16 protein-coding genes are annotated in these 17,068 nt (G+C 41.3%); 9 read left to right on the top strand and 7 right to left on the bottom strand.

Translation table 11 applies throughout. The annotated features are described in order from the left end of the window. Positions 1–18: 18 nt before the first annotated feature. Complete coding sequence (gene tenA / locus BMW38_RS12075; RefSeq protein ID WP_092708375.1) at positions 19–693, bottom strand: thiaminase II; 675 nt, start codon at positions 691–693, stop codon at positions 19–21. Positions 694–955: 262 nt separating this feature from the next. Between tenA and BMW38_RS12070 the strand changes: the two genes are divergently transcribed. From BMW38_RS12070 to ssb, 3 genes are all read left to right on the top strand, one after another. Beyond that, positions 956–2,038, top strand: a complete 1,083-nt coding sequence (locus tag BMW38_RS12070) for a DUF475 domain-containing protein (protein ID WP_042895695.1) — start codon at positions 956–958, stop codon at positions 2,036–2,038. A gap of 147 nt (positions 2,039–2,185) precedes the next feature. After that, positions 2,186–3,550, top strand: a complete 1,365-nt coding sequence (locus BMW38_RS12065) for an MFS transporter (protein WP_092708372.1) — start codon at positions 2,186–2,188, stop codon at positions 3,548–3,550. Positions 3,551–3,601: 51 nt separating this feature from the next. Beyond that, positions 3,602–4,195 (top strand): single-stranded DNA-binding protein, encoded by a 594-nt coding sequence (ssb, locus tag BMW38_RS12060; protein WP_004639902.1) that lies wholly within the window; start codon positions 3,602–3,604, stop codon positions 4,193–4,195. Positions 4,196–4,240: 45 nt separating this feature from the next. Here the strand turns inward: ssb and BMW38_RS12055 are convergent, their stop codons facing one another. Beyond that, positions 4,241–4,564, bottom strand: coding sequence for an AzlD domain-containing protein (locus tag BMW38_RS12055; protein ID WP_092708369.1), 324 nt, complete (start codon positions 4,562–4,564; stop codon positions 4,241–4,243). After that, positions 4,561–5,256: an AzlC family ABC transporter permease gene (locus BMW38_RS12050; protein WP_092708366.1), complete on the bottom strand. Its 696-nt coding sequence runs from the start codon at positions 5,254–5,256 to the stop codon at positions 4,561–4,563. The genes BMW38_RS12055 and BMW38_RS12050 overlap by 4 nt, the downstream gene beginning before the upstream one ends. A gap of 68 nt (positions 5,257–5,324) precedes the next feature. Here BMW38_RS12050 and BMW38_RS12045 point away from each other — a divergent pair, with 68 nt between their 5' ends. After that, positions 5,325–5,873, top strand: a complete 549-nt coding sequence (locus BMW38_RS12045) for a helix-turn-helix domain-containing protein (RefSeq protein ID WP_005044199.1) — start codon at positions 5,325–5,327, stop codon at positions 5,871–5,873. Positions 5,874–6,199: 326 nt separating this feature from the next. Next, positions 6,200–7,642 (top strand): amino acid permease, encoded by a 1,443-nt coding sequence (locus tag BMW38_RS12040; protein ID WP_005044197.1) that lies wholly within the window; start codon positions 6,200–6,202, stop codon positions 7,640–7,642. 66 nt (positions 7,643–7,708) lie between these two features. Here the strand turns inward: BMW38_RS12040 and BMW38_RS12035 are convergent, their stop codons facing one another. Continuing rightward, positions 7,709–9,208, bottom strand: coding sequence for a MocR-like pyridoxine biosynthesis transcription factor PdxR (locus BMW38_RS12035; protein WP_005038096.1), 1,500 nt, complete (start codon positions 9,206–9,208; stop codon positions 7,709–7,711). Positions 9,209–9,363: 155 nt separating this feature from the next. Here BMW38_RS12035 and gabT point away from each other — a divergent pair, with 155 nt between their 5' ends. Both gabT and BMW38_RS12025 read left to right on the top strand, forming a co-directional pair. Then, a complete protein-coding gene (gabT, locus tag BMW38_RS12030; protein WP_017391017.1) occupies positions 9,364–10,656 on the top strand; it encodes a 4-aminobutyrate--2-oxoglutarate transaminase in 1,293 nt (430 codons plus the stop codon). Beyond that, a complete protein-coding gene (locus BMW38_RS12025) occupies positions 10,653–12,101 on the top strand; it encodes an NAD-dependent succinate-semialdehyde dehydrogenase (RefSeq protein ID WP_092708363.1) in 1,449 nt (482 codons plus the stop codon). Before gabT ends, BMW38_RS12025 begins: the two co-directional genes overlap by 4 nt. A gap of 117 nt (positions 12,102–12,218) precedes the next feature. Here BMW38_RS12025 and BMW38_RS12020 read toward each other — a convergent pair whose 3' ends face one another. Then, positions 12,219–12,896 carry an isochorismatase family protein gene (locus BMW38_RS12020; protein WP_092708360.1) on the bottom strand — a complete coding sequence of 226 codons (678 nt, stop codon included), beginning with the start codon at positions 12,894–12,896 and terminating at the stop codon, positions 12,219–12,221. Between the two features lie 158 nt (positions 12,897–13,054). Here BMW38_RS12020 and BMW38_RS12015 point away from each other — a divergent pair, with 158 nt between their 5' ends. After that, positions 13,055–13,975: a LysR substrate-binding domain-containing protein gene (locus tag BMW38_RS12015; protein WP_092708357.1), complete on the top strand. Its 921-nt coding sequence runs from the start codon at positions 13,055–13,057 to the stop codon at positions 13,973–13,975. 17 nt (positions 13,976–13,992) lie between these two features. Here the strand turns inward: BMW38_RS12015 and BMW38_RS12010 are convergent, their stop codons facing one another. Continuing rightward, on the bottom strand, positions 13,993–14,967 hold the full coding sequence (locus tag BMW38_RS12010; protein ID WP_092708354.1) for a LysR substrate-binding domain-containing protein: 975 nt from the start codon (positions 14,965–14,967) through the stop codon (positions 13,993–13,995). Between the two features lie 19 nt (positions 14,968–14,986). Then, a complete protein-coding gene (gene ycaC, locus BMW38_RS12005) occupies positions 14,987–15,613 on the bottom strand; it encodes an isochorismate family cysteine hydrolase YcaC (protein ID WP_003653981.1) in 627 nt (208 codons plus the stop codon). 277 nt (positions 15,614–15,890) lie between these two features. Between ycaC and BMW38_RS12000 the strand changes: the two genes are divergently transcribed. After that, positions 15,891–16,763, top strand: a complete 873-nt coding sequence (locus tag BMW38_RS12000; protein WP_092708351.1) for a pirin family protein — start codon at positions 15,891–15,893, stop codon at positions 16,761–16,763. Positions 16,764–17,068: the final 305 nt, after the last annotated feature.

The following is a 17,068-nucleotide window of genomic DNA, read 5'->3' as shown; positions in this document are numbered from 1 at the left end:
ACCGATTCTTTTGAAGTTTTAAATATGATCTAAACCTAACCATTGTCTTTGGTGGTAGGCGCTATCCCAAAATAACCACTCAAGTTTTGCACCCATGGTGTACGCGGCATGCATTTTCTCTAACGTATCAGCATCGCAACGAGCGGCAACTTTATCAACTGTCGCAATGACGTTACGTACCGCCGTATGAAACTCTTCGCCAGCATAGGTATCAACCCACGCTTGATATGGGTTGTTTGGAATTGATTTGTTTACAATGTCTTTACCGACTTCGGCATAAATCCAGAAGCACGGTAAAAGTGCTGCCAGCACAACAGGATAACTTTCAGACCAAGCAGTTGCGGTTAAAAATGAAGTGTAATGGTGGCCGGCCAAAGTTAATGGCGTATTTTTAAATTCTTCTTTGGTCACACCAAAATTTTTCATGAAGTCATCATGCAAACTGCGTTCAACCACAATCGCAATTTTGGCTGCATCTGAAAATTGCATAATATCGTCAGCTTCAAAAGCTTTTGCTGCTGCAACGGCTAAAACGCGGCCATAAGCAACGAGATATTGAGCATCTTGAATAACATAATGACAAAACGCTTCTTTATCTAAAGTTCCACTGGCAAGTTCCTGATTAAAAGGCAGGGCTAGAATTTTTTGATATAAATTTAAATTACGTTGCCAGAGTTCTTGAGAAAAAAGCATAAAATCATTCCATTTAAAATAAGACAGCTGAATCAGATTTTAAATCAATTTTAAAATACAAAAATAATAATGATAGATATATCTTAGAAAAATATTTAATACGATTAATAAGTTAATTAAAAAATATAAATTTCTTTATTAAACAGAGAGATAAAGTAAAGGGAATAACGGCACAAAACAACATCGTTTTGTGGTTAATTATCGATATAATAGCCACGGTTTTAAGAAAGATTAAATTTAGTTCTTGGTATAGGTCTGATCCATGAAGCATTTCCGATTTTCGATATTTTTTACGGTGGTGTGTTTAGCGCTATCCGCTTATTGGGGTTTTACCCATGGACCTGAAGCAGGCGTGTCTACCATGCTTAAAGCTTTAACGATTACAGCCATTTTAGCTGTAATGGAGGTCTCTTTATCTTTTGACAATGCTGTCGTGAATGCATCGGTTCTACGTAATTGGGATCCTTTCTGGAAAATGCTGTTTTTGACGGTTGGTATTTTAATCGCCGTTTTTGGTATGCGTTTAATTTTCCCAGTGGCGATTGTTGCCGTGACTGCGGATATGGGAATGATTGAAGTGGCTAAATTGGCACTCAACGATCCAAAAACGTATTCTGAACGTTTAATGGCCCACCACGCCGAGATTTCAGCTTTTGGTGGAACATTCCTATTATTGGTTTTCTTAAACTTCTTCTTTGATGAGGAAAAAGAAACGCATTGGTTCAGATGGCTTGAAGCTAAACTTTCTAGCTTAGCTAGCGTACCTGCAATGTCTGTTTTTATTGCTCTCATTGCAATGTTAATTATGGCAGCAAATGTTGATGAGTCGCAGCGCCTTGTTGTGACTATGGCAGGTATTTGGGGCATCGTGGTTTATATTGGTGTAGAAGTATTAAGCCATATGTTAGGCGGTGAACCTGAAATTGATGAAGATGGCAACGCCGTTATGAAAGATGGATCAGGTGCTGCTTCTGGTGTGGTTAAAGCAGGTATCGGTGGCTTCTTATATCTAGAAGTGTTAGATGCATCTTTTAGTTTTGACGGTGTGATTGGTGCATTTGCAATTACCAGCGATGTTGTCGTGATTATGCTTGGTCTTGCTATTGGTGCTATTTTTGTCCGTTCAATGACAGTTTATCTTGTTGAAAAAGGCACGCTAGATGCTTATGTGTTCTTAGAACATGGTGCACATTATGCAATTGGTGCTTTAGCATTCATTATGATTGCAAGTGGTACAGGCGTACACGTACCGGAAGTGGTAACAGGTTTAATTGGTGTAGCATTTATTGTTTGGGCTGTATTTGCTTCAATTCAATATAGTAAACGCCATCCACACTCGTCTTAAGCTAATTTTCAGTAAAGATGTTTAGAATAAAGAGGCTAAATGCCTCTTTATTTTTTTAAGCTGAAATCGTTAATTTAAATAAGGTGTCCCGTATTTTTAGAAACGAATCGGCTTATAATTTGCCTAGTTTGATAAACGTGTATTGATATGATGAATGCTTTGGAACGTCGCTCAACTTTTGCCTTAAGTAGTATTTTTGCGCTACGCATGTTGGGTTTGTTCATGATTATTCCTGTCTTTTCTGTAGTCGGGCAGTCATATCAATATGCAACTCCAGCACTCATTGGTTTGGCTGTGGGTGTCTATGGTTTAAGTCAGGCGATCTTACAGATTCCATTTAGCTTACTTGCTGACCGTTTTAGCCGCAAACCTCTTGTGGTGCTTGGCTTGTTACTCTTTGCTCTTGGCGGTGCAATTGCCGGTTTATCTGACACGATTTATGGCGTGATTATTGGCCGTGCCATAGCGGGTGCAGGTGCTGTTTCAGCAGTCGTCATGGCGCTTTTAGCCGATGTCACACGTGAAGAGCAGCGTACTAAAGCCATGGCCGCTATGGGCATGAGTATTGGTCTGTCTTTTGTGGTGGCTTTTAGTCTTGGACCTTGGCTCACAAGCATTGTGGGTATTTCAGGCCTATTCTTTGTCACGACAATTATGGGCTTAATCGCGATTTTGATGCTATTGCTTGTACCTAAAGTGACTCGTCATCATCGTAATTATAAGCAAGGCTACATGGCTCAGCTTAAGCAAGTCATTCAAATGGGCGATTTAAACCGTTTGCATGTCTCGGTTTTTGCACTGCACTTACTGCTTACCGCCATGTTTATTTATGTGCCTTCACAGCTCATCGAGTTTGCACATATTCCTTTAGCAAGTCATGGTCTGGTGTATCTGCCGCTGTTAGTAATTAGTCTGTTCTTTGCGTTTCCAAGCATTATCGTGGCTGAAAAATATCGCAAAATGCGAGGAATTTTCTTAACGGCAATTACAGGGATTATTGCAGGTTTGCTGTTACTCATATTTGGCTATCAATCAAAATATGTATTACTCGCAGGCCTAGGTATTTTCTTTATTGCGTTTAATGTGATGGAAGCATTATTGCCATCGTGGTTATCAAAATGTGCTCCAATCCAGTCAAAAGCAACCGCTATGGGTGTAAATGCCAGTAGTCAGTTTTTAGGTGCTTTTTTTGGTGGCACACTAGGTGGTCAATTATTGATGTTACATAATACTGCGATTGGATGGAGTGTCTTAACAGGGATTGCTATAATATGGTTGCTAATTAGTTTTGGTTTAGCTCAGCCGCGGTATTTGTCATCGATTGTGTTGCCATTGCCGCAAGTGCAACAGGTGAATGAGTGGACCACACAGCTATTGGCAATTCGTGGTATAGAAGAAGTTGTGGTGATGCCTGACCAGCAAGTTGCTTATATTAAAGTCGATAAACAGACTCTTGATGAGGCTGCGCGACGTGATTTAACGCAGTTGTTCGGTAAAGAGGTAGCCATTTAAGCATAACTCTTATAAAGTAAAACATAGAAATGTATAGGATGAAGACAGCTAATGCGTGGTGTAAATAAGGTTATTTTGGTTGGTACTTTGGGTCGTGATCCTGAAACAAAAACTTTTCCAAATGGGGGTTCGCTGACTCAATTTTCAATCGCGACAAGTGAAGCTTGGACCGATAAAACTTCAGGTGAGCGTAAAGAACAAACAGAATGGCACCGTATTGTTTTGCATAACCGTTTAGGGGAAATTGCTCAGCAGTTTTTACGTAAAGGTTCTAAGGTTTATATTGAAGGTTCATTACGTACGCGTCAGTGGACTGATCAAAATGGCCAAGAGCGCTATACAACAGAAATTCGTGGCGAACAGATGCAAATGTTAGATGGTCGTCAACAAGGTGAACAAGGGTTCGCTGGCGGCAATGATTTTAACCAACCACGTTTTAATGCACCTCAACAAGGTGGCAATGGTTATCAAAATAATAATAACCAAGGCGGTGGTTATAACCAAAATAGTGGCGGCGGTTATGGTAGCAACCCAGCTGGTTTTGGTAATGGTGGCAACAGCCCGCAAGGTGGTGGTTTTGCTCCAAAAGCGCCACAGCAACCAGCTTCTGCACCAGCAGATTTAGACGACGATTTACCGTTCTAACTTGTACAAAATTTTAAAAAAGGCGAGTTTATCTCGCCTTTTTTATTACTCAATTCCGAGTAAACGTATCAGGGCCGTGCCAGCCGCTGCTAAGCAAATCACCAATAACAGGGGTACTTTTTTCCAAACTAATAAAAGCGCAAATCCAACACCCAATATACGCGCGAATCCAGCGAAATGTTGTCCTTCAAAAAATGTAGTCGTCACCGCAATAGCGCATAGCAAAACAGTTGCACCATTTGACAATAAAACTTGATATTTTTCGGAAAAAGTAAATTTGGCACCTAAGTGAAAACCAGCAAAACGGATGCTGTAAGTCCCAAGAGCAAGCAAGCCTATGCCCAAAATAATGAGTAATTGTTGATTCATTTTTTTCTACCAAATATTAAGCCAAAAAGTGAAATCAGAATTGGAAGTCCTGAGGCCAAAAAGGGTGTGGTAATCAGTGCCAAAGTTGATCCGGCAAATGCAGCTTTTCGAGTAGATTTATTCTTTAAAGCATTAAAAGTAAGTGCAATTAAAATGGCAGGGAAAATGGCATCTAGACCAAATGTTTTTGGGTCTGGAATAGCGGTTCCAATAAAATAACCCGCCGTTACACCGAGAGGCCAGCTCAGCATGATGCCTATACCACATAACCAGTAAGCAGCTTTTTTAGTCTCAAAATCAGGCTGTGCCATGCCAAACAAAACGCTTTCATCGTTCATGATATGAGCCCCGAAATATCGAGAGAATTTACCTCTGATTAGTTCATTAACCGCAATTCCAAAAGGTAAATGCCGTAAATTGACCAATAGTCCTGCAATTGCAGCAGCAATCGGGCTGCCACCTACCGCTAAAAAACCAATAAAGATAAATTCAGCAGTTCCTGCGAGCACAAATATTGATAGACAAAGCGGGATCCAGAGCGCTAAGCCATAGCTTGCTGCGAGTGAACCTAAAGACATACCAACGACACTCGTCGCTAGACACACAAAGAAAATCGAGCGGGTAGTGTCTTTACTAAGTTTCTTAATGAGAGAGTAGGTGGTCATAGTATGATATAACGAACGATTTTCCATTATAATGAATAAGTCTGATTGTTTTGTCAAAACGAACGATCGTTTTTTTTATAGAACGGATGTGGTGAATGTCTCAGCCAATTGAAATTATTGCCAAAGGTTTAAACCGTGAACGCCAAAGAGCAGGGCTTTCTTTGGCAGAGGTTGCTCGTCGTGCAGGCGTTGCAAAATCTACTCTTTCACAATTAGAGGCGGGGCAAGGTAACCCAAGCATTGAAACCTTATGGGCACTTTGTGTTGCACTAAATATTCCTTTTGCGCGTTTGATGGAAGAGCCAAGCAATCAGGTGCAAGTGATTCGTTGTGGAGATGGTCCAACCGTTAGCTCTGAAATTGCCAATTACAAAGCGATTTTGTTGGCGACTTGTCCGCCACATGCGCGTCGAGATGTTTATTTACTCATTGTTGAGCCAGGTGAAGACCGTCTTTCAGAGCCACACCCCGTTGGTTCTGTGGAGCATATTATTGTGGTGGAAGGTAAGGCTCTGGTTGGTCTAATTGATGAGGCCGTTGAACTCAGTGTTGGAGACTATATTTGTTACCCTGCTGACCAGAAACATATATTCAGAGCTTTAGAAAAAGGGACAAAAGCTTTATTAATTTCTGAGCAAAACTAAATAATTCCAATCTAATTAAAGTAAAACTTATTCATTTTTAAAATAAAAAATAAAAACCAATTACCCACATGCAATCTAAAAAGAGCCAATTTTGCGTATAAATTTTGCAATTGGCTCTCTCTTTTATTACAAAAATGGCTCTCGTTTCTTCAGGGCCGAAACGACAAATTAAAGCCATTGGAAGTATGCATACGGAAGCGCCGGATAAGCTCAGTGAATTTTCTGTTTTAGGAATTGGGCAAAACGGCTAAATTTTTAGGGGATATAGTTGGCTTCGGAGGATTTCCGAGATTGGCCGATATCCTCCATATATTAAGGAAAATGATATGGCAGCTCATCAAAGTGGTTCTGAAGCCAATCACTCCCAAAGTTTAAAACATGGACTTAAATCACGCCACCTAACGATGATCTCAATTGCAGGGGTTATTGGTGGTTCTCTATTCGTGGGCTCAGGTAGCATTATTTACAATACGGGCCCTGTTGTTTTTCTAACTTATGCTTTAGGTGGTCTACTCGTTTGGTTCATCATGCGGATGTTAGGCGAGATGGCCGTTTTAAACCCAGACAGTGGCTCTTTCTCAACTTATGCAGACCGCGCGATTGGTCGTTGGGCAGGCTTTTCAATTGGCTGGTTGTACTGGTGTACTCTCGCAATGCTCATGGGGTGGGAAGCCTATGTGGCAGGTAAAATTCTAAATAATTGGTTCCCATTTATACCAATCTGGGCCTATATGGTCGTGGTCATTGTCGCATTGGTCGCAGTCAATTTACAAAACGTGAAAAACTATGGCGAATTTGAGTTCTGGTTTGCGCTCATTAAAGTTATCGCGATTGTTATTTTCCTTGTGATCGGTAGTTTAGCCATCATGCATTTATGGCCTTGGGGTAATCCGGCTGCTTCTGGTATTAGTAACTTAACCTCTCAAGGCTTTATGCCAAATGGAGGATCATCAGTCATTACCGCCTTGCTTGGGGTCATGTTTGCCTATATTGGTGCTGAAATTGTTACTGTAGCGGCAGCAGAATCGGCAAATCCCTCTAAAGAAATTCGTAAAGCTTCTAACTCAGTAGTTTGGCGAATTATTTTGTTCTATGTGGGATCAATGTTTGTCGCGGTATGTTTAATTCCTCACAACAATGAACTTTTGAAAGATTCGACTTGGGGAACCTATAGCGTAACGTTAAGTGCACTTGGTATTCCGGGGGCTCGCCATATTGTAAATTTTGTGGTGTTAACGTCGGTATGTAGCTGTTTTAACTCAGCACTTTACACGTGTTCACGTATGTTGTTCTCATTAGCTAAACGTGGTGATGCACCGAAAAGTTTTGGTTCTGTGAACAGTAAAAGCAGCCCGTGGGTTGGTGTGATTGTGTCATGCTTTTTCTCTGTGATTGCCGTGATTTTAACTGCAACCAAGAGTATGGATGTTTATGACTTTTTTATGCTAACGACTGGCGCGGCAACATTGTATGTGTACCTGACCATTGCTTACTCTCAACTTCGTATGCGTAAAAAACTAGAAGCTGAAGGGGTGAAAATTGACTTTAAAATGTGGATGTTCCCTTATCTGACTTATGTGGTGATCTTTGCAATTATTGGGGCAATTCTCACCATGCTGATTGAAGGCACATATTTCAAAGAAGTAATTTACACCACAGCATTGTTCGGTATTATTGTGTTCTTTGGAATATTGTCGGAAAAACTGGGTTGGGGTAAAGACCGTAGAACGACCCATCTCACTCATACTCAAGAAGAAAAGTTAGTTTAATATTTTAGAAACCAAAAGAGCCTCTTTATGAGGCTCTTTTTTATTGATTGGGGGCAGAAAAAAGAATTAATTGAGGGTTGATACACCTGCTTCACGTAAGCACTGGAGTAGGACACCAAAAGCCATCACCATGTCTTTTTCATTGACGCAGGCAAAGCCCATGAGCAACCCACGTTGCGCGTGGGCATGTGATTGCATGTAATACTGTGAAAGTGGGCGAACTTTGACACCACGTTCGAGCGCGGTCGCTGCAATCGCGACATCATCGCAAGAGTTTGGTAGTTTTAAAACCAGATGTAACCCTGCTGCTTCATCGTATTCGTGGATAAATTCAGGCCCTAGATAGCGTTTAATCAGGCTCACCAAGTAATCACGCCGTTTGCCATAGAGCAGACGCATACGACGAATATGTGCCTCGTAATGACCTTCACGAATAAATTCAGCTAAAGCTTTTTGTTCGAGCAAATGCCCACCACGATACAGTTCAGCTGCCACAATCCGTAAGGGTGAAAAGAGCGGCTTAGGCACCACCAAATAGCCAATTCTTAAAGATGGATAAATGGTTTTGCTGAACGTGCCCATGTACAGCACAGGCGCATCATTTTCTAAACCTTGTAAAGATGGATACGGCTGGCCTGAGAAACGGAATTCGCTGTCGTAATCATCTTCTACAATCCAGCTATTGTGCTGGCGGGCAATCTCAATCAATTTGCGTCGGCGATCTAGGCTTAAATGTGAACCGAGTGGATATTGATGTGAGGGAGTGACAAAAATGAGTTTAGGTGGTTTAACCGGATTTTCTTCGGGGATAATGCCTTCGGCATCGACTGGCATGGGTTGAATATCAACGCCATTAATACGTAAAGTATTACGCATTCCCCAATAGCCTGGATCTTCAATCCAGATCCGGTCACCAATGTCACTGAGCGCACGTGAGACTAAATCAATCGCTTGGTGAATACCTTCGGTAATAATAATCTGGTCGGCATCGCACTGGACTGAACGGGCAACCCGTAAGTAGTCTGCCAATGCACTTCGAAGTTCAATACATCCGCCCGCGTTGCTATAGATAAGGCGGTTAATGTCTGGCTCACGGCTTAATTTTGCTTGAATACGACTAAAAATATGATGTGGAAACTCGGTAACGTCAGGAGCTCCTGGTACAAATGCCCCCCATTGATGTGGAGAGGCTGCTGCATAGCCTAATAAATTTGAACCACGTTGCGATAGCGCATAAGAGTTTTGAACCTTATGAATATTAGTGTTCTTTTTTTCATTTTTTGTATTTAAAAAGCTTTCGGGTAGTTTCTCTGCAACCCAGGTGCCATGGCCTGTCCGTGCTTCTAAGTAGCCTTCAGCTTGTAGTTGTTCGTAGGCAGTAAGAACTGTATTTCTCGAAACATGAATTTCACTGGCCAAATCCCGTGAAGCGGGCAAGCGCGTTTTTGGTTGAACCACTCCATCAATAATGGCAGCGCGTAGACAACGAAAAAGTCGCTGATGGAGTTTACCCTCGATGTCCTGTTGGAGCCGTTGTAACAAATGATCTCCAAGTAAACTACGCAATTGGCTCTCTCCTACAGTTAAAAAATGGCTCTCGTCAGTTGCCGCCAGACGAGCGAAATTACATGCATAGGCAGTTGTTGTAAAGCACCCTGAAAATTAAGCACAGGATGTAAAAACCAAAGCTGCAACTGATGATGAAAATATGAGGGAATCAAATGGATAATCAACATTCTGCACTTAACGCACGTAAACAGCAAGCAACTCCACGTGGTGTAGGCGTGATGTGTCAGTGGTATGCGGAAAAAGCTGAAAACGCCACGCTTTGGGACAAGGAAGGCAATCAATTTATCGACTTTGCTGGTGGTATTGCGGTTTTAAATACAGGCCATCGCCACCCTAAAGTGATTGCAGCGGTAACTGAACAACTCACTAAATTTACTCATACTGCCTATCAAGTAACTCCTTATGAGAGCTATGTCGCTTTAGCTGAGCGTATTAATGAGCGTGCACCAATTGCAGGACCTGCCAAGTCTGCTTTTTTCACAACAGGTGCAGAAGCAGTTGAAAATGCGGTGAAGATTGCCCGTTGTTACACTGGTCGTCACGGCATTATCACTTTTGGTAATGGTTTCCATGGTCGTTCATTCATGACGATGGCAATGACAGGTAAAACTGCGCCTTACAAACGTGATTTTGGTGTGATGCCAGCTGGTGTGTTCCACGCACGTTACCCTGTGCCTGCAAAAGGTATTTCAGTAGACGCGGCAATTGAAAGCGTTGAAGATATTTTCAGTGAAGATATTGCACCACATGATGTTGCAGCGATTGTGCTTGAGCCAGTACAAGGTGAAGGCGGCTTTCATGTTGTGCCAGCTGAGTTCTTAAAACGTTTACGCGCTATTTGTGACAAGCACGGTATTTTATTGGTAGCAGATGAGGTTCAGTCTGGTTTTGCACGTACTGGTAAATTGTTTGCAATGAACCATTATGAGACTAAAGCTGACCTGATCACGATGGCGAAAAGCTTAGGTGGTGGTTTCCCAATTTCGGGTGTGGTTGGTCGTGCAGAAGTGATGGATGCACCAAACCCAGGTGGATTAGGTGGTACTTACGCAGGTAGTCCGATTGCGGTTGCTGCTGCGCACGCAGTGATTGATGCGATTGAAGAAGAAAACTTATGCGACCGTGCAAATGAGCTAGGCGCTGAGTTGGTTGTTTCACTTAAAGACATTCAGCAAGCAACAGGCAATGTAGTGACTGATATTCGTGCATTAGGTTCAATGGTTGCAGTAGAACTAGAAACTGCTGAGCAAGCAAAAGTTGTACAAAACTATGCAATGGAAAACGGGTTGTTACTTCTTACTTGTGGTAAATACGGTAATGTAATTCGTTTCTTATATCCATTAACCATTCCTGCTGAGCAATTCCGTCAAGGCCTTGATATCCTGAAACAAGGTTTTGCGACACTCAAGGCAGGTAGTGCAAAAGCAATGGAGCAATCTGCATGATTCAAAACAATTTGCAGTATTTATTAAAACATCCTGATATTTCATTAGAAGCGCCTGCATCAAATGATTATATCGAGGTAAATGATGCTGCTACGGGTGAAACTTTGGCATGGGTGAAAACCTATGACCGCGCAGGGGTTGAAGCCGCAATTAACCGTTCAGCAAAAGCGCAAGCTGCTTGGAAAAAGCAAACTGCCTTGGCTCGCGCTGATGTGTTATTGGCATGGTACAACCTCATGCTTGAGCACAAAGAAAATCTGGCACAGATTTTAACGGCTGAACAAGGCAAGCCATTGGCTGAAGCACGCGGTGAAATTGGTTATGCAGCATCATTCATCCGCTGGTTTGCTGAGCAAGCTCGCCGTGTTGATGGTGAGGTTTTAACACCAACCTTGCCAAACCAACGTCTTTTAGTAATTAAACAAGCGATTGGTGTCACTGCTGCAATTACGCCGTGGAATTTCCCAGCTGCCATGATTACGCGTAAAGCAGGTCCGGCAATTGCTGCGGGTTGTTCAATGTTGGTTAAGCCAGCAGAGCAAACGCCGTTAACAGCTTATGCACTTGAAGTTTTGGCATTACAAGCAGGCTTACCAGCTGATGTTTTAATTAATATTAGTGGTGATGCGGTTGAAGTGGGCAAAACCTTATGTGAAAGCGATATCGTTCGTAAGTTAAGCTTTACCGGTTCAACCCAAGTTGGCCGTATCTTGATGCAACAATGTGCGCCAACCATTAAAAAGCTTTCACTCGAGCTAGGTGGTAATGCACCAGTTGTGGTTTTTGACGATGCCAATCTTGAACAAGCAGTTCAGGGCATTATGGCAAGCAAATATCGCAACAGCGGTCAAACCTGTGTGTGCGCTAACCGTATTTATGTTCAAGACGGTATTTATGATGCATTGGCAGAGCGTTTGGTTGAAGCGGTGTCTAAGCTTAAAGTTGGTGATGGACGCCAAGAAGGTTCAACTCAAGGGCCTTTAATTGATGAAGATGCGATTGCAAAAGTTCAGTCTCATATTGCAGATGCAACTGAGAAAGGAGCAACAATTCGTATTGGTGGTCAACGCTCGGCACTTGGTGGCACATTCTTTGAACCAACAGTTTTAACTGGCGTAACGCAAGACATGAAAGTGTCAAAAGAAGAAACCTTTGGTCCACTTGCACCACTCTTCCGCTTTAAAACTGAAGATGAAGCAGTGGCAATGGCGAACGATACCGAGTTCGGTTTAGCTGCTTATTTGTTTACTCAAAGCACAGCTCGTCAATGGCGCGTTGGTGAGGCACTTGAGTACGGTATGGTCGGCATTAACACGGGCGCAATTTCAAATGAAGTTGCTCCGTTTGGTGGTGTAAAACAGTCTGGTCTAGGCCGCGAAGGTTCAAAATTCGGCATTGAAGAATATGTTGAAATGAAATATCTCTGCGTAGACTTATCTGAGTAAGGAACAAAGCGAGTTCGTTTTGTTCTGAACGAAAACATGCAGCTATGCTGTATGTGATGTTTCACAAAAACCGGTCATGCCCATTCATGACCGGTTTTTTTTAGATAAGATCTGGACTTAGAGTGCTGAATCTAAAACTTCGCTATTTTTAATCACTTCTTGAGCTTTGGTATAGCTTTCAATCAGTAGCTGATAGGCAGGGAAAATTTGAGTATAAACTTGTGCCCATTCAAGTGCGTCATCTCGATTCCATGTTTTTTGAATTTCAGAAGCAACTGCTGCCGTATCCATAGGAACTACACCAGCTTGCACAACACGCGCTAACGTAATTTCTTCCGCCATTTTGCTATAAGTTCCTGAAGCATCAACCACTGCAAAAACTTTATATCCTTCTGCAACCGCACTAATTGCTGGAAAAGCCATACAAACGCTGGTAATTGTCCCTGCAATAATAAGAGTCTTACGACCAGTAGCCTTTACTGCGGCAACAAATTCAGGGTTGTCCCAAGCATTGATTTCACCTTTACGGGCAACATACTGTGCATGAGGTGCATTTGCGTGAATTTCAGGAATAAGGGGGCCATTTGGACCTTGTGGAACAGAAGCGGTTGTAATCACTGGAATATTCGACAAGCTTGCGATTTTAGCCAATGCTGCTGCACGGGCACGTAATTCGGTCATTGGCATGTCTGCTACAGTTTGAAATAGACCACTTTGATGATCGATCAAAAGCATGACTGAATCATCTGGATCGATGACTGGACGCTGACCATTGAAGTTTGCTGGAGTTGTCATTGTTATGTGCTCTTTGATGAGGGTGTAATTCATATTACAAATAGGATAAATGGCGAAAAATATCTAAAATAGAAATCATTGTCATGCATAAAGAACAACATGGTATGTTTTATATTCAGCTTGCTGAAATACACTGTGATTAATATGAGGATTGCAAAATGAAAGACTTAAATGACCTCTTTTTTTTCGTAAAGATTATTGATTGCGGTGGTTTTTCGGCTGCGAGTCACGAGCTGATGGTGACCAAGTCTTTATTAAGCCGACGTATGGCAGAGCTAGAAAATCGGCTTGGCGTGAAGTTACTCAATAGAACAACCCGCCAAGTCTCGATTACAGAGGTCGGCAAGATTTATTACCAGCACTGTAAGGCAATGCTGATTGAAGCAGAGGCAGCAGAAGAGGCGATTGAATATTTAACAGCGGAACCACGTGGCCTAATTAAATTGTCTTGTCCAACAAACTTGCTGCACATTAATGTAAGTGAAATGCTCAATGAGTTTCTGGCGCTTTATCCTAAAATTAAACTACATGTAGAGGCGACAAACCGAAGAGTCGACCTGATTGATGAAAGATTTGATTTGGCCATTCGAATTCGGCCTTTACCTTTGCCTGATAGTGATTCTATTGTTCGTGAGCTGGCTTTGGCGAGGCAGTTTGTTGTTGCTAGCCCCAACTTAACCAGTCGATATTTTTCAATCTCACGACCTGAGCAATTAGCCGATTGGCCGATTTTAATGATGGAAACTTTTGCACCCGAATATGCATGGCATCTTTATTCTCAAGACCAACAAGAAGCCACAGTCAAATGTCATCCTCGGTTCACCACTACAGATTTAACAGCTTTAAGAAACGCCACATTACAAGGATTAGGAGTAGCAAAATTACCAGAACTTGTGGTCTATGAAGATCTGGCTAAAGGAACACTCGTGAATGTATTGCCTGAATGGCAATTTCCTCCTGAAATGATTCATTTGGTGTATACAAGCAGGCGTGGATTGTTGCCTTCAGTAAAGTTGTTAATTGATTTTCTTGTAGAAAAGTTTAAAGGACTTAAACAGAATGCATCTGTGCTCTACTAAAAGAAGTACTCAATGCATTATGAAAATGAATAACCTTGAGTGCTTTCAGGCAAACGTCGAAGTTCTCCAATCAGCGTTTCAATGAGTTTCTCGACCACAAGACGCTGGCCTTTTCTAGACACATAAACCAGTTGTAGCATGCCAATATTCGATTTCCAGTCAGGAAGAATATGAATAAGTTTGCCTTTACGAATTTCAGATTCAACGGTTAAAAAGGGAAGGTCTGCAATTCCTAAACCATCCATAACGGCATAATAGACACCTGCCAAGTCATTACTTTTTATTCGTGGTTGATAAGGCACATCAACCGATTCGCCATTACGGATATTGCATAAATGCCAGATATAATTTTGCTTTTGAGTACCCAAACTAATACTTGGAAAGTCCTGTAATTCTGAATAATGTTCAATCGTACGACCTTGGAGCAATTCAGGCGCAGCAACTAGACAATGGTCAGTTTTAATCACATCACGAACAATTAAATTCGAGTCTTCATTGGGTTCGAAATTGGTCCGAATGGCAAGGTCGATGTCATCATGCAAAATATCTACTCGACGGCTTGTAAGCTCGAGTGATATTTCAACTTTAGGGTAGGTTTTTAAAAACTGATTTAAAATTTTTCTAATTTGAAAATGCATCATAAGCGGTGGGCAACTCACTTTTACCAACCCTTGAGGTTCGCTTTTTTGCTTTAACAAAACGTTTTCTGCACATTCAACCTGAGCAATAACTTTGCAGCATTCCTCATAAAACTCTTGGCCCAAATCGGTCACTTTAAAATGGCGAGTTGTTCTTTGAATCAGGCTCACATTAAATTTATTTTCAAGGTCAATAATACGTCGGCTGAGCTTTGATTTGCTAATGTTTTCGGCTTCGCTGGCCGCACTAAAGCCGCCGTGTTTTACGACCAAATAGAAATAATAAAAATCATCAAAAGAGCTTATCAATGTCAGATCAATCCATTTAAATAGAAGATTAGAATGCTTAAGCATTCTAATCTTGGTCATGTCATTATTTTTGCGATGTATTAAAGCTATAGCTGGTCATCAGGTTACGATAATCAGGAATATGATTTGAGAACAATGCACCTAAACCTTCTACATCATTACGCCAGTCACGGTGTAACTCACATGCCATACCGAACCAAGTCATAAGCTGAGCACCTGCTTTTGACATACGGTCCCAAGCAGCATCACGGGTTAATTCATTAAAAGTACCAGAAGCATCAGTAATCACAAACACTTCAAAGCCTTCTGCTAACGCAGCTAAAGCAGGGAATGCTACACAAACTTCAGTCACTACACCTGCAATAATCAGTTGTTTTTTACCTGTCGCTTTTACAGCTTTTACAAAATCTTCATTATCCCATGCATTAATTTGACCAGGACGTGGAATAAAAGGCGCATCTGGGAAAAGTTCTTTTAACTCTGGAACCAAAGGACCATTCGGACCATTTTCAAAACTGGTCGTTAAAATAGTAGGTAAATTGAAATATTTCGCAGCATCTGCAAGTGCTAATACATTATTTTTAAATTTATCCGGATCGATATCTCGAACTAAAGAAAGTAAACCTGCTTGGTGGTCAACTAAAAGAACTGCGGCATTATCCTTATCTAAACGCACGTAATCTTGAGCCATTTTTTATTTCCTCATGTTATCAAAATGAATGATGAAAAATTATTGAGTAGGTCATCATTGCCTAAAATTATGCTAGTTGAGTTTTATGTTGTGATTAAGTCTAAAAAATAGGATTAAGAATTTTAAAAATAGGACGATAGCCGAGACATATTCTGAAAAGACATGATTGTCTCATAGATGAAATAATGTGTTGCTAATCCTGATCTATAAACTGCAATTATTGAGGCGTAAAATCAATCCCAGTTCAAGAAAATCCTACATATATAGGAGAGATCAGATGAAGAAATTTCTTGGTGCATATCAAAATAACCAGATGCATTGGGTGGGTGATGGTTTCCCTGTATATAACCTGTTCTCTTATGACCGTTTAGGCCAAACCCTAAGCCCATTTTTGCTACTGGATTATGCAGCGCCTTATACCTTCTCACCAACGACTGAGCAGCAAGGTGTAGGTTCGCATCCTCACCGTGGTTTCGAAACGGTAACAATTGCCTACCAAGGTGAAGTTACGCATAAAGACTCAAGCGGTGGCGGCGGAACCATTAAAACTGGTGATGTGCAATGGATGACTGCGGGTGCAGGAGTGTTACACGAAGAGTTCCATTCTCCTGAGTTCGCAGAGCATGGTGGTCTTTTTGAGATGGTGCAATTGTGGGTAAATTTACCTGCCAATTCAAAAATGACTCCTGGAAAATACCAAGCGATTGAAGCCAAAGATATTCCAGACATTGCACTAGACGAGCACGGTAGTCACTTGCGTGTTATTGCAGGTGAATATGCAGATGCACAAGGTGCAGCAACTACCTTTAGTCCATTAAATGTATGGGATGGTAAATTGGTTAAAGGCCAAAAACATACCCTTTATGTGCCTGAAGGTCATACGACGCTTGTTGTGGTGTTAGAAGGGGCCATTGTGGTTAATGACTCAAACCGTCTTGAAGGTAAAACTGTTGCGATTTTATCTCGTGAAGGCGTTGAGTTCACCCTAAATGCAGAAGAAGACACTAAATTTTTGGTGTTAACAGGTCAACCGCTTAATGAGCCAATTGAAGGTTATGGACCATTTGTCATGAATACCAAATCTGAAATTATGGAAGCGATTAATGATTTTAATCGTGGAAAATTTGGTTCACTCATGCAAGAAGGATAAATTGCTCTCGATTAGCCGTTAAAGCAAAGTAATAAAAAGCCCGCTATCAAGTGTGAATAGCGGGCTTTTTCGCTGTAAAGGTTCTGTTTTTATGATGGTTGTCATTGTTGTCTCGGCATTGTTTTATGTGACTTGCTTCTCATTATTATGGGGTAATGATATCCCAAAAAATAACAGTTGTAAAACGAATGATATAAATATAGTTAAATTATCTTATTTTATTTAAAAGATTTTTTTTAAATTTTCAAAAAATATAAGGTCTTATGTGTTTCATTGTTATTGTAAGAAAATATAAAAAATGAGTG

It is taken from the genome of Acinetobacter sp. yr461 (assembly GCF_900110445.1).
Lineage (GTDB): Bacteria > Pseudomonadota > Gammaproteobacteria > Pseudomonadales > Moraxellaceae > Acinetobacter > Acinetobacter calcoaceticus.
The sequence above is the reverse complement of the archived record's forward strand: the minus strand, read 5'-3'. Positions and strand labels throughout refer to the sequence as shown.